This window comes from Achromobacter sp. EG18, from assembly GCF_059759395.1.
In genome coordinates this window covers 1638589-1651665 of the sequence record NZ_CM186213.1, presented here as the reverse complement: position 1 = coordinate 1651665, position 13077 = coordinate 1638589, and the positions used below count along the sequence as shown (strand labels likewise).

Annotated in this window: 9 protein-coding genes; 7 read left to right on the top strand and 2 right to left on the bottom strand. The window is 70.0% G+C overall.

All coding sequences use genetic code 11. The annotated features are described in order from the left end of the window. Window positions 1-41: 41 nt before the first annotated feature. Together AC6CR5_RS07600 and AC6CR5_RS07595 are read left to right on the top strand one after the other, a co-directional pair. Complete coding sequence (locus AC6CR5_RS07600) at window positions 42-1706, top strand: VRR-NUC domain-containing protein (protein ID WP_054506322.1); 1665 nt, start codon at window positions 42-44, stop codon at window positions 1704-1706. Beyond that, the gene (locus AC6CR5_RS07595; RefSeq protein WP_020928097.1) at window positions 1703-3973 is read left to right on the top strand and encodes a helicase C-terminal domain-containing protein; all 2271 of its coding nucleotides are present in this window, start codon (window positions 1703-1705) and stop codon (window positions 3971-3973) included. The genes AC6CR5_RS07600 and AC6CR5_RS07595 overlap by 4 nt, the downstream gene beginning before the upstream one ends. A gap of 69 nt (window positions 3974-4042) precedes the next feature. On the opposite strand, the gene AC6CR5_RS07590 is transcribed toward AC6CR5_RS07595, so the two are convergent. After that, on the bottom strand, window positions 4043-4447 hold the full coding sequence (locus AC6CR5_RS07590) for a group III truncated hemoglobin (protein WP_006384516.1): 405 nt from the start codon (window positions 4445-4447) through the stop codon (window positions 4043-4045). Between the two features lie 125 nt (window positions 4448-4572). Then, a complete protein-coding gene (locus AC6CR5_RS07585; RefSeq protein WP_498085439.1) occupies window positions 4573-6102 on the bottom strand; it encodes an MFS transporter in 1530 nt (509 codons plus the stop codon). A gap of 186 nt (window positions 6103-6288) precedes the next feature. Between AC6CR5_RS07585 and AC6CR5_RS07580 the strand changes: the two genes are divergently transcribed. From AC6CR5_RS07580 to AC6CR5_RS07560, 5 genes are all read left to right on the top strand, one after another. Next, complete coding sequence (locus AC6CR5_RS07580) at window positions 6289-7173, top strand: LysR family transcriptional regulator (RefSeq protein WP_020928095.1); 885 nt, start codon at window positions 6289-6291, stop codon at window positions 7171-7173. 168 nt (window positions 7174-7341) lie between these two features. Further along, window positions 7342-8919, top strand: a complete 1578-nt coding sequence (locus AC6CR5_RS07575; RefSeq protein ID WP_498085438.1) for an enterochelin esterase domain-containing protein — start codon at window positions 7342-7344, stop codon at window positions 8917-8919. 106 nt (window positions 8920-9025) lie between these two features. Then, a complete protein-coding gene (locus AC6CR5_RS07570) occupies window positions 9026-9577 on the top strand; it encodes a PaaI family thioesterase (RefSeq protein ID WP_498085437.1) in 552 nt (183 codons plus the stop codon). Between the two features lie 131 nt (window positions 9578-9708). Continuing rightward, complete coding sequence (locus AC6CR5_RS07565; RefSeq protein WP_498085436.1) at window positions 9709-11181, top strand: amidase; 1473 nt, start codon at window positions 9709-9711, stop codon at window positions 11179-11181. A 274-nt stretch (window positions 11182-11455) separates the two neighbouring features. Beyond that, window positions 11456-13075, top strand: coding sequence for a methyl-accepting chemotaxis protein (locus tag AC6CR5_RS07560; protein WP_498085435.1), 1620 nt, complete (start codon window positions 11456-11458; stop codon window positions 13073-13075). The last annotated feature ends 2 nt before the right edge of the window (window positions 13076-13077 follow it).

Here is a 13077-nt window from a genome sequence, read left to right as displayed (position 1 = left end):
GCTATGATTACTGGATAAATAGCCAGTTGTCTTTCCGGCCGATGCTGCCCCCGCACCGCTACTACTACCTGCACAATTTCCAGCGCGCGCTCGCGTGGGTCGGCGAGCGCTATGCGGATCTGCTGGACGAACGCGAACGCCTTTTCATGGCCGATTTCGCGGCCTTGCCACGGGCGTCGCAGGCCTTGCTGACGCGCATGCTGATGCGGCGCGGGCCCTGGTTCCGCGCCAGCCGCCTGGTGTACGAGGAAATCCCGAACACCCTGGACGCCGCCGCGCCGTTGCTGGCGCTGGGCTGGCTGGACGCGGACGCGCCGATGACGCTCGATGAGCTGTTCGGCCTGCATACGCGGCCCGAACTGGATCGTCTCTTTGCGGGTGTCGTGGGCCGGGGAGCGGCGCGCAAGGCGGACCTGCTGGAAGCGCTGCGCGCCTGCCAGCCCGACGCCCAGCCCTATGCCCGCTGGCGCGCCGGGACGCGCGCGCAGCCCGACCCGGCGGGCGCCGATGCGGCCTGGCGGGTCGCCATCGCCGATCTGTGCGAACGGTTCCGGCTGATGTTCTTCGGCAACCTGCACCAGGACTGGTCGGAGTTCGTGCTGGCCGACCTGGGCGTGTTCCAGTACGAGGTGGTGCCGTTCGAACCGTCATCGCGCGCGTTCCAGGCGCGCCAGGACGTCGACCGCTACCTGGCTTTGCAGGCGTGCCGACAGGCCTTGGACGAAGGCCTGGATGTGGACGCGCAGCTGCGCGCGGTGGCCGGCTGCGCCAGCGACAACCCCTGGCTGGAAAAGCGCCGCGCCAAGGTGTTGCTGCGATTGGGACAAGCGTGCGAACGCGCGCAGGACTGGGCGGCGGCCGAGCGGGTGTATGCCTTGTGCGCCTACCCCGGCGCGCGTCATCGCCGTATCCGCGTGTACGAGCGCATGGCGCGTTTCCAGGATGCCCTGGCGCTGGCCCTGCGCGCCGAGGCCGCGCCGGAAAGCGAGGAAGAATCGCAACGGCTGGCGCGCATGCTGCCGAGGCTGCGCCGCAAGCTGGGACAGCACGCGGCGCGGCGCGCGGCGGCGCCGGTGGCGCGGCTGGACCTCGAACTGGACCGGCCCGCGGCGCCGATGCCGGTGGAGTTCGCCGCGCGCGACCACCTGCACCGGGACGACGCGCCGGTGCACTACGTGGAAAACACGTTGATCAATTCCCTGTTCGGCCTGTTGTGCTGGCCGGCGGTGTTCGCGCCCTTGCCGGGGGCTTTTTTCCATCCCTTCCAGCGCGGGCCCGCCGACCTCGACGCGCCGGATTTCCACGCGCGGCGACAGGCCCTGTTCGCCGCCTGCCTGGCGCAGTTGGATACGGGCGAATATCGCGACACGATCCGCCGGCGCTATGCCGACAAGCAGGGCGTGCAGTCCCCCTTCGTGTTCTGGGGCGCGCTTGACGAATCGCTGTTGCAGCGGGCGCTGGATCACTTTCCGCCGGCCCACCTGAAGCTGTTCTTCACGCGGCTGCTGCGCGACGTCAAGGCCAACCGCTCGGGCCTGCCGGACCTGATCCGCTTCCAGGCCCAGGCGCCCGGCTACGAACTCATCGAGATCAAGGGGCCAGGCGACAAGCTGCAGGACAACCAGATCCGCTGGCTGGCGTATTGCGCCGAGCACGGCATGCCGGTGCGGGTCTGCCACGTCAGCTGGCGGGAGCCGCGGCCATGACCTACGCCGTGGCGGTGCGCGCGTTGTGCGAATTCACGGCTCGCGCGGGCGACCTGGACCTGCGTTTCACGCCGGCGCCCAGCGGCCTGGAAGGCATGGCGGGCCACACGGCGGTGACGAGCCGGCGCGGCCCCGGCTACGAGACCGAAGTGGCGCTGGCCGGCCAATACGAGAACCTGCTGGTGCGCGGACGCGCCGACGGCTATGACCCGGTGGCCAACCAGGTCGAAGAGATCAAGACCTACCGGGGGCGGCTCGACAGCGTGCGCGACAACCATCGCGCCGCGCATTGGGCCCAGGCCCGGGTCTACGCCCACCTGTTGTGCGTGGCGCGCGGCCTGGCGCAGGTCCGCGTGGCGCTGGTGTATTTCAACGTGGCGACCGAAGAAGAGACGGTGCTGTCCGAGAGCCGCGACGCGGCGTGGCTGGCGGCGTTTTTCCATGAGCAATGCGATCGCTTCCTGGCCTGGTCGCGTACCGAACTGGCCCATCGCCAGGCGCGCGACGCGGCGCTGGAACGGCTGGCGTTTCCCCATGGCGATTTCCGCAGTGGCCAGCGCGAGCTGGCGGTGTCGGTGTACCGCAGCGCGCGCGACGGCCGCTGCCTGATGGCGCAGGCGCCCACCGGTATCGGCAAGACGCTGGGCACGCTGTTTCCGTTGCTCAAGGCCGCGCCGGGCAGCGGGCTGGACAAGGTCTTCTTCCTGGCGGCCAAGGGCTCGGGGCGCGGGCTGGCGCTGGCGGCGCTGGACACCCTGAACGCCCAGCCCGCGCAACCGGCGCTGCGGGTGCTGGACCTGCAGGCGCGCGACAAGACCTGCGAGCATCCGGACAAGGCCTGCCATGGCGAATCCTGCCCGCTGGCGCAGGGCTTCTACGATCGCCTGCCGGCGGCGCGCGAGGCGGCGCTGGCGCAGGGGCGGCTGGACGCGCCGGCGGTGCGCACCGCCGCCCGCGCCCATCAGGTATGCCCGTACTACCTGTCGCAGGAACTGATCCGCTGGAGCGACGTGGTGGTGGGCGACTACAACTACTACTACGACGCCACCGCCATGCTGTACGCCTTGACGCAGGCCCACCAATGGAAGGTGGCGGTGCTGGTGGACGAGGCCCACAACCTGGTCGATCGCGCGCGCCGGATGTACACCGGGGAATTGAACCAGCTGGGACTGGCGGCGGCGCGGCAGGCCGCGCCCAAGGCGCTGAAAAAGCCGCTGGACGGGCTGCAGCGCTCCTGGACGGCGTTCAACAAGAAGCAGGCCGAGGCCTACCAGGCCTACGACGAGGCGCCGGCCGGCGTGCTGGCGGCGGTGCAGAAGGCGGTGGCGGCCATCACCGACTACCTCGGCGAGGCGCCGCTGGCCCAGGACGACCCGGTGCTGGCCTTTTACTTCGAGGCCTTGCATTTCATGCGCCTGGCCGAGCAGTTCGGGCCGCACGCGCTGTTCGACGTGACGCGGGCCGAAGGCGGCGCATGGGGCGCCAGGACGCCGCCGTCGACGCTGTGCGTGCGCAACGTGGTGCCCGCGCCGTACCTGGCCGCGCGGCATGCGGCGGCGCATGCCACGGTGCTGTTTTCGGGCACCCTGAGCCCACAGCAGTTCTACCGCGACACGCTGGGCCTGCCGCCCGAGGCGGCCTGGATCGACGTGGCCGCGCCGTTCCAGGCCGAGCAACTGGCGGTGAAGGTGGTGGGCAACGTATCCACCCGATATCGCGACCGCGAGCGTTCGCTGGCGCCGATCGCGGACCTGATCGCGGACCAGTATGCGCGCCGGCCCGGCAACTACCTGGGGTTCCTGAGCAGCTTCGACTACCTGCGGCAGGTGGCCGAGCTGATGCGGGTACGCCATCCGCAAGTGCCGATCTGGCTGCAGACGCCGGGCATGGACGAAAGCGGCCGCGCCGCCTTCCTGGCGCGATTCACCGAAAGCGGGCAGGGCGTGGGGTTCGCGGTGCTGGGCGGCGCCTTCTCCGAGGGCGTGGACCTGCCGGGCAAGCGCCTGATCGGCGCTTTCATCGCCACCCTCGGGCTGCCCCAGGTGAACGCCATCAACGAGAACATCAAGCGCGCCATGGAGCGCCGCTACGGCGAGGCGCAGGGCTACGACTACACCTATCTCTATCCGGGCATGCAGAAGGTGGTGCAGGCGGCCGGGCGCGTGATCCGCACCGAGCACGACGTGGGCACGGTGCACCTGATCGACGACCGCTATCGCCGCGCCAAGGTGCGCAACCTGCTGCCCAGCTGGTGGCGGGTGGACTGAGCGCGCGCCGATTTCCACCTGGACGCGGCGCGGGAGACGCCCCGCTGGCGGCGCCGTGGGGCCGTGGCTTCAGGCCGAACGCAATTCCGTCAGCGGCTGGTTCGGATCGCGGCTGAGCTGGTAGCCGTACCACAGGCTGCGCGCCATGCGCTTGGCCATTTCACCGGCGGCGTCGGCCAGCGCGCGGTTGGGCAGCGCCGCCAGGGTTTCGCCCCACAGCGCCAGCCAGCGCTCGAACAGTTCGGCGCTCAGGTGCGGCATTGCCACGTGCTTGGGCATGGGCATGCCGGTGAAGCGGCGCGTGCCCAGCAGCACCGCGGACCAGAAGTCCGACAGCGTCGCCAGGTGCTCGTCCCAATCGTGCACCTGGGATTCGAACACCGGCCCGAGCGCGGCGTCGGCGCGCGCCTTGGCGTAGAACGTATGCACCAGATCGCGGATCTCGGCTTCGGTGCAGATGTCGGGTTCGGACAAATGGGTCTCCTGGCGGCGTGAATCGGCAGCGCGAATAGTAGGGCGCGGCGGCGCAGGGGCGGATTGATCTGGCGCAAACCGCTGCCGGTCCGCGCGCGCCGGCATCCGGATCACGCGGCCGGCGTTCAATGCGGCTGGGGCCGCGCGGGCGCCATGGGCGCCACCTCGGGCCGGGCGAGCAAGGCGTAGACCAGCACGGCCAGCAACAGCGCGAATCCGGACAGGGCGTACAGCACCTGCCCGAAAGCCACGTCATAGGCCTGGTGCAGCAGGCCGCCCGCGCCGGGCAGCAACGCGCCGGCGACGTCCAGCTGGCCCAGCGCCGCGCGGTTGGCGGCCTGCAACAGCACCTGGGCGCCCGCGTCCGGCTGGTCGATGGCGACGCGGGCGTGGATCAGCGTGGCCAGCAAGGCGCTGATGACCGCGATGGCCACGCCGTCCGCCGATACCCGCACGGTGTTGAAGATGCCGGTCGCCATGCCGACGCGCTCGGGCGGCGCCACGCTGACCGCCATCGCGTCCATCAATCCCCAGGGCAGGCCGATGCCGATGCCGATCAGGCTCATCGGCAGCCATAGCTGGCCGGCGTCGCCGCCCAGGTCGCGGGCCAGCCAGGCCAGGCCGGCGGCGGCCAGCGCCAGGCCGATGCTGGACAAGATGGCGGGGCTGAAGCGGCGCGTCAGCAGCGCGGCCAGGCACGGCACCACCAGCAGCGGCGTGGCCAGGCCCATCATCAGCTGGCCGGCGCGCAACGCGCTGTGGCCGTCGATGCCGATGAAGCGACCGGGCAGGATGGCGATCAGGGCGATGAACAGAAACGCCGGCGAGGCGGCCAGGGCCTGCACGCCGACAAAGCGCGCGCCGCGAAACAGCGACAGGTCCAGCATCGGATGCGATGCGCGCATCTCGGTGGCGATGAAAGCGATGGCCAGCAGCGCGCTGGCCAGCAGCGAGCCGGCCACGGCCGCGTCGCGCCAGCCGTTCTCGGGCGCCAGCAGCATGCCGTAGGTGAACAACCCCAGCGCGCCGGTGAAGCTGAGCGCGCCGCGCCAGTCGAAACGTCCGCTGGCCGCGCCCGCCGTGGCGCGCACGCTGGCGGCCACCAGCGCCAGCCCGAGCAGGCCGACCAGGCCGGTGCCGTGGAAGACCCAGCGCCAGCCGGCCGTCTGCACCAGCCAGCCCGACACCAGGGGCCCGAACGACAGGCCGATGCCGAAGGTGGTGCCCAGCAGGCTGAAGGCGCGGGCCCGGGCCGCGCCGTGGAACAGCGGCGCCAGCGACGACATGGCGGCGGCGAAGGCCGCCGCGCCGCCCACGCCCTGCATCAGCCGCAGGAAATCGATCCAGCCGGCCGAAGGCGCCCAGGCGATCGGAAAGGTGAAGGCGCAGAACCACGCCAATCCGCCCAGCCAGACGCGGCGCGGCCCGTACAGGTCGGTCAGGCTGCCGGACACCATGATGACGCTGCCATAGGCCAGGATGTAGCCGTTGAGGATCCAGTTCAATTGCACCGGCGTGCCGCCGAGCGCATGGCTGATGGCGGGCAGCACCACGGCGGGGCCGGTGAAGCACAGGGGAATGAGCACCGCGGTGAGGCAGGCGGCCAGCAATTGCAGCCAGCGGTTGGTCATGCGGGAAGGAGGCAGGCGAGTCATGTCGATCACGTCAAACGAGGAGGGCGGCCGGGTCGGCCGGCAAACAGGGGGAAACGGCGTCGGCTCCCGACGGGCATGGCGCCGGGGAACACGATGCCGGCAGGATAGGCAGCCATGGATAAAAGAAAAATAGGCTAGGATTCCGGATATTCCGGACATTGAAGTCCGTACTGAAGGAATCCGGCCATGGACAGCCTGAGCGGTATCGGTGTTTTCGTGCTGGTGGCGGACACCCGCAGCTTCGCGGAGGCGGGGCGCACCCTGGGCGTGTCGCCGTCGGCGGTGGGCAAGAGCGTGGCGCGGATGGAGGCGCACCTGAAAGTGCGCCTGTTCCACCGCAGCACGCGCCACATCACCCTGACGCCCGAAGGCGAGAAGTTCCTGGAGCGGTGCCGCCGCATCCTGTGCGAAGTGGAGGCCGCCGAACTGGAGCTGTCCGAGGCCGCCGGCACGCCCAGCGGCCGCCTGCGCGTCAGCCTGCCGCGCTACAGCCGCCTGTTCGAGCCGGCCATCGCCACGTTCATGAAGCAGTATCCGCAGGTGCGGCTGGACCTGGATTTCACCGACCGGATGGTCGACGTGATCGGCGAGGGCTACGACGCCGTGGTGCGTTCCGGCGAGATGCAGGACTCGGGCCTGAAGCGCCGGCGCCTGGGGCAGTTCCGCCGCATCCTGGCGGCCTCGCCCGACTACCTGGCGCGCCACGGCACCCCGCGGCGCGCCAGCGACCTGCAGCGCCATTGCTGCCTGCATTACCGCTATCCCAGCACGGGCAAGCTGGAGCAATGGCCCTTGAAGACGGCGGCCGGCGCGCCTGCGCCCGAACTGCCGCTGACGCTGGTCTGCAACAGCGTGGAGACCCGCATCTTCCTGGCGCTGGGCGACCTGGGCATCGTCTGCCTGCCGGATTTCACCATCAGGCAAGAGCTGGCTTCGGGCCGGCTGGTGACCGTGATGGATGAACGCACGCGCGGCAACGCCACCATGTGGGCGCTGTGGCCGGCCAGCCGCCATCCCTCGCCCAAGCTGCGCGTGTTCGTCGACCATCTGGCGCGGCACCTGTTCGATTGAGACCCCGGCGGCGCGGCAATTCCCGCGCCCGGCGCGGGGCCGTTCAATGGCGCGGCCCGCTTTCGGGCAATAATGATACGTATTTCGTTTTCGACAACCTCAAACCGGGCGCAGGCCGCGCAGCGGCGCCAGCGCGCCGCGGGCGGCCTGCGCCCGGGGAACAACAAGATGCATTCCAGAAAAAACAATCTGTGGCGCGCCGGTTGGCTCGCGCTGGCGCTGGCGGCGGGGCCGGGCGCCGCGTCGGCCCAAAGCGCGCAAGGAGTGGTGGCTTCCGGCACGCCGGCGGATACGCCGCTGGCCCTGGCCAAGGGCGAATTCGTGGCCGGCCAGTGGGAGGCCGCGCCTGGCGTGACGCTGGACCTGCTGGACGCCGACGGTCGCCACCTGCGGCGCCTGAGCGATGCCGAGCGGCCCGCCGGCGGCCTGATGCTGGTGGCGCCCGCCGACGGCCGCTATACCGTGCGGGCCAGCGGGCAGGGCGCTTATCGCTGGACGTTGAACGAACGCGTGCCGCTGGCGGCGCAGCGCGCGCCGGCGCCCGCCATCGACAGCCCGCGCCTGGCGGCGCTGGCGCGCGAACTGGCGCGGGGCGGCAATACCGACGCGTTCTGGCGCGAGATCGCGGGGCAGGGCACGCCGCTGGTGGAGTCGGTCGACGCCGGGCGCGACCGGGTGACTTTCCTGTGGCGCGGCGCCGAGCGCAACGTGCGGCTGTTCGGCGGTCCCGGGCAGGACCACACCATGCTGACCCGCCTGGGCGCGTCCGATGTCTGGTACGCAAGCTTCGTGCTGCCGCGCTCGACGCGGCTTTCGTACAAGCTGGCGCCCGACGTGCCGGAACTGCCCGCATCGGACACGGCGCGGCGGCGCGCCATCCTGGCGACGGCGCAGGCCGACCCGCTCAATCCCAAGGCCTATCCGGCGCGCGGCATCGACGCCTTCCAGTACGCCTCGGTGCTGGAGCTGGCCGACGCCGCGCCCGAACCCTGGGTGGCGCCGCGCGCCGGCGTGGCGCCGGGCGAGGTGCAGACGCGGTCGATCACCAGCGCCATCCTCGGCAATACCCGCGATATCCAGCTGTATCGCCCGGCCGGCTGGCGTCCCGGCGCGGCGGACAATCACGTGCTGGTGCTGTTCGACGCCGGTCCGTACCTGAACCGCGTGCCCACGCCGACCATCCTCGACAACATGATCGCGGCCGGCGTGATCCCGCCGACGGCGGCGCTGCTGATCTCCAACCCCACCGCCGAATCCCGTGGCGTCGAACTGCCGCCGAATCCGGACTTCGCCGAGTTCCTGGCGCGCGAACTGATGCCCTGGGCCGCGCGCCAGGGCATCGCCGCGCCGGCCGCGCGCACGGTGATCGGCGGCTCCAGCTATGGCGGCCTGGCGTCCTCGTACGCCGCGCTGCGCCACCCGGAAGTGTTCGGCAACGTGCTGAGCCAGTCGGGCTCTTACTGGTGGGGCCAGCCTGGCGGCGAAGACCAGTGGCTGACGCGCCAATACGCGGCGGTGCGCAAGCTGCCGATCCGCTTCTACCTCGTGGCGGGCCGGTTCGAGACGGGCCGCGCCGGCCAGCCGGGCATCTTCGAGACCAATCGCCACCTGCGCGATGTGCTGCGGGCCAAGGGCTATGTCGTCACGCACCAGGAGGTGGCCGGCGGCCATGACTACCTGAGTTGGCGCGGCACGCTGTCGGACGGCCTGATCGACCTGATCGGCAAGGACGCGCCGGCGCGGTGAAGCGGCGGGCGGGGAAGGATGCTATATGATGATTGTCATATAAATACCCCCGCCCGCGGGTTTCCCATTCCCGGGCTTTCCCATTCCCTTTGCCGGAGCATTGCGCATGACCTCCGATTCGACCCGTGCGGACGCCACCGCCCGCGACGCGACCGCCTTTTCCCCGTCCACCGATGCCAACCGCGCCGCGCGGCGCGAACCCAGCCTGGTCGACCAGACCGGCGCCGGCCTGGACGGCCTGGCGCAATTGCGCGCGCTGCTGGCATCGGGGCGCAAGCCGGGCATCCTGGTGTCGCTGGATTTCGATTTCGTCGAAGCCGAGGAAGGGCTGGCGGTGTTCGCCGGCACGCCCGGCCCGCATGCCTACAACCCCATCGGCACGGTGCACGGCGGCTATGCCGCAACCTTGCTGGATTCGGCCTGCGGCTGCGCGGTGCATTCGCGCCTGTCGGCCGAGCAGGCCTACACCACCCTGGAACTGAAGGTGGCCTATCACAAGGCCATCACGCGCCACAGCGGCCGGTTGCGGGCCGAGGGCCGGGTGCTGTCGTTCGGCCAGCGCGTGGCCTACGCCGAAGCCAAGCTGACCGACGCCGAAGGCCGCCTGCTGGCTTCGGCCACGTCAACGCTGCTGGTGTTCGCCCGCCCGCCGGCCTGAAGGCGGCGAACACGGCGGGCACGAGGCCGGGACGGGGGCCTGGCCCGGCAGGCATCGGCCGCCCCGCGCGGCGACCACGGCATTGGCGTAGTATCGTCGGCCTGCCAAGAAAAAAAAGCGGAGACAACACCATGAATGCAGCCACGCCTGCGGCCGCCGGCCGCCTGAACGATATCGTCGCCATGCCCGCGCATGCGCTGTCGGACGCGATCCGGCAGCGCCGGGTATCCTGCCGCGAGGTCATGGCGGCCTACCTGGACCATATCGATGCGGTCAACCCCGCGCTCAATGCGCTGGTGGCGCGGCGCGAGCGCGCTGAACTGCTGCGCGAAGCCGACGAGCGCGACGCGCAACTGGCCGCGGGGCAGTGGCTGGGCTGGCTGCACGGCATGCCGCAGGCGCCCAAGGACCTGACCGCCGTGCGCGGCATGGTCACGTCGATGGGGTCGCTGGTCTACAAGGATCAGGTGAGCCAGCAGGATTCCATCCTGGTCGAACGGATGCGGGCGGCCGGCGCGATTTTCATCGGCCGCAGCAACGTGCCCGAGTTCGGCCTGGGTTCGCACACTTACAACCCCGTCTACGGCACCACCGTCAATCCCTACGATGCCAGCAAGAGCGCCGGCGGCAGCAGCGGCGGCGCGGCGGCGGCCCTGGCGGCGCGCATGCTGCCGGTGGCCGATGGCAGCGACTTCGGCGGCTCGCTGCGCAATCCGGCGGCATTCTGCAACGTCTACGGCATGCGGCCGTCGGCCGGCCGCGTGCCCAACGGGCCGTCCACTGAAGTGTTCCTCAAGCAACTGTCGTACGAGGGCCCGATGGGCCGCACGCCGCGCGACGTGGCCCGCATGCTGTCGGTGATCGCCGGCCACGACGCCCGCGCGCCGCTGTCGCTGGGCGACGATCCCGCCGTTTTCGCGCAGCCGCTGGACGCCGACCTGCGCGGCAAGCGCATCGGCTGGCTGGGCGACTGGGACGGCTATCTGCCCATGGAGCCGGGTATCCTGGACCTGTGCGCGCAGGCGCTGGCCGACCTGCAGGCGGCCGGCTGCCGGGTCGACGACTACCGCGTGCCGTTCGCCGGCGAGCGGCTGTGGCGCATCTGGCTGGCGCACCGACACCTGATGGTGGGCGGCCAGTACCACGACCTGGTGCGCAACCCCGAAACCCGCAAGCTGGTCAAGCCGGCGCTGATCTGGGAAGTCGAGGGGCTGGACGGCATGACGGCGCGGCAGGTCTACCAGGCCACCGAGGAGCGCAGCGCGTGGTACCAGACCGTGCTGCGGATGTTCGAGGACGTCGATTACCTGGCGGTGCCGTCGGCGCAGGTGTTCCCGTTCGACGCCAAGCTCGACTGGCCCAGGCAGATCGCGGGGCGGCCGATGGATACCTACCACCGCTGGATGGAAACCGTCACGCCCTGGACGCTGGCCGGCTGCCCGGTGATCAGCGTGCCGGTGGGATTCGGCGCGGCCGGCCTGCCGATGGGCATGCAGTTGATCGGGCCGCCGCGCGGCGACCTGGCGGTGCTGCAACTGGCCCACGCCCACGATCAACTGCGCGACTGGGTCGGGTCCCGTCCGCCGCAAGGCCTGTGGGGGTAGGAGAAAGGCCGCAGGCTTGCGCCATTTCGTACGCCCTGTCACACCAAAAGACAAGTCCCTTGTAAGCAGGCTTTGCTTTTTCCCGACGGAGCGCGGCGGGAATACGGGGTTTCCCCTGTTTTTCCGTAGCTGAGAGGCCGCGCCTTTGCAATAATTGCTGACTATTCCCACACTCCGTCAGAAACGGGTGGAAGGCGGGCCGAAACGGCCGCCGGAAAAACGTCGACGGCGCTGGCGCGGATGCTGGCGCCGACATTGCACAAGGGTCCCCGGTATGAAGAATCTGACACTCCGCGAGCGCATCATCGCCAGTTTCCTGGTGATCCTGGCCATCATGGCGCTGATGGTCGTGGTCGATTACCAGCGGCTGTTGCAGGTCGAGGCCGAGGCCAAGTCGATCAATACCGACGCGGTGCCTGGCATCTACTACAGCACGTCGATACGGGCGTCGTGGTTTGCCGGCTTCGTGGCGGTGCAGGACGCCTTCAACAGTGATACCGAACAGGAGCGCCAGGCCGGCCTGGCGGCGCTGCCCAAGAACGACCAGCACCTGAAGGACGACATCGAGCAATACCGCCGCACCGTGGTTCGCGGCGAGGACCAGCGCATGTTCGCCGATTTCGAGAAGGCGCTGCAGACGTACATGCGCATCCGCGCCGAAATCCTGGAGCCGGCCATGCTGGCCGATCCGGCGCGGGCCCAGGCCAAGATCAAGAGCGACCTGCGCCCCGCGTTCTACGCCGGCCGCGATGTGCTGGCCACGATGGTGGCGGCCAACAAGGAGCAGGCCGACGAGTCGGCGATCGACATCCAGAAGGCGGTCGAAAAGGCCGAAGTCGGCATGCTGGTGTCGTTCGGGCTGGCCATCGTGGCCGCCATCATCTGCGGCGTGTTGCTGCTGCGCGCCATCGTCAACCCCATGAGCGCCATCGTCAAGACGCTCGAGGCGACCGGCGGCGGCGACCTGACACGCCGCCTGACGTTGGCCCGCAAGGACGAGTTCAATGCCATCGAGAGCGGCTTCAATGGCATGGTGGACGAGCTGACCGGCCTGGTCGGCAAGACCCAGCGCTCGGCGGTGCAGGTGGCCACGTCGGTGACCGAAATCGCGGCCACGTCCAAGCAGCAGCAGGCCACCGCATCGGAAGTGGCGGCCACCACCACCGAGATCGGCGCGACCTCGCGCGAGATTTCCGCGACCTCGCGCGAACTGGTCCGCACCATGACTGAGGTCTCCAGCGCGGCGGAGCAGACGGCATCGCTGGCCGGCAGCGGCCAGGTGGGCCTGGCGCGCATGGAGGACACCATGCGCAACGTGGTCGGGGCGGCGGGCTCGGTCAACGCCAAGCTGGCCATCCTGAACGAAAAAGCGGGAAATATCACGCAAGTGGTCACCACCATCACCAAGGTGGCCGACCAGACCAACCTGCTGTCGCTGAACGCGGCCATCGAGGCCGAGAAGGCCGGCGAGTACGGCCGCGGCTTTGTCGTGGTGGCCACCGAGATCCGCCGGTTGGCGGACCAGACCGCCGTCGCCACCTACGACATCGAGCAGATGGTGCGCGAGATCCAGTCGTCGGTGTCGGCCGGCGTCATGGGCATGGACAAGTTCTCGGAGGAGGTGCGCCGCGGCATGGCCGACATGCAGCAGGTCGGCGACCAGTTGTCGCAGATCATCCAGCAGGTGCAGACGCTGGCGCCGCGCGTGCAGATGGTCAACGAAGGCATGCAGGCGCAGGCCACCGGCGCCGAGCAGATCAACCAGGCATTGCAGCAACTGAGCGATGCGGCCCAGCAGACGGTGGAATCGCTGCGCCAGTCGAGCCTGGCGATCGAGGAACTGACGCTGGTGGCCAACGACCTGCGCAGCGGCGTGTCGCGCTTCAAGGTCTGATT

What these genes read in the sequence shown, in the direction of transcription:
- AC6CR5_RS07600 (WP_054506322.1), top strand. Translation starts at nt 42, where the DNA reads ATGCTGCCCCCGCACCGCTACTACTACCTGCACAATTTCCAGCGCGCG.
- AC6CR5_RS07595 (WP_020928097.1), top strand. Translation starts at nt 1,703, where the DNA reads ATGACCTACGCCGTGGCGGTGCGCGCGTTGTGCGAATTCACGGCTCGC.
- AC6CR5_RS07585 (WP_498085439.1), bottom strand. Translation starts at nt 6,102, where the DNA reads ATGACTCGCCTGCCTCCTTCCCGCATGACCAACCGCTGGCTGCAATTG.
- AC6CR5_RS07580 (WP_020928095.1), top strand. Translation starts at nt 6,289, where the DNA reads ATGGACAGCCTGAGCGGTATCGGTGTTTTCGTGCTGGTGGCGGACACC.
- AC6CR5_RS07575 (WP_498085438.1), top strand. Translation starts at nt 7,342, where the DNA reads ATGCATTCCAGAAAAAACAATCTGTGGCGCGCCGGTTGGCTCGCGCTG.
- AC6CR5_RS07570 (WP_498085437.1), top strand. Translation starts at nt 9,026, where the DNA reads ATGACCTCCGATTCGACCCGTGCGGACGCCACCGCCCGCGACGCGACC.
- AC6CR5_RS07565 (WP_498085436.1), top strand. Translation starts at nt 9,709, where the DNA reads ATGAATGCAGCCACGCCTGCGGCCGCCGGCCGCCTGAACGATATCGTC.
- AC6CR5_RS07560 (WP_498085435.1), top strand. Translation starts at nt 11,456, where the DNA reads ATGAAGAATCTGACACTCCGCGAGCGCATCATCGCCAGTTTCCTGGTG.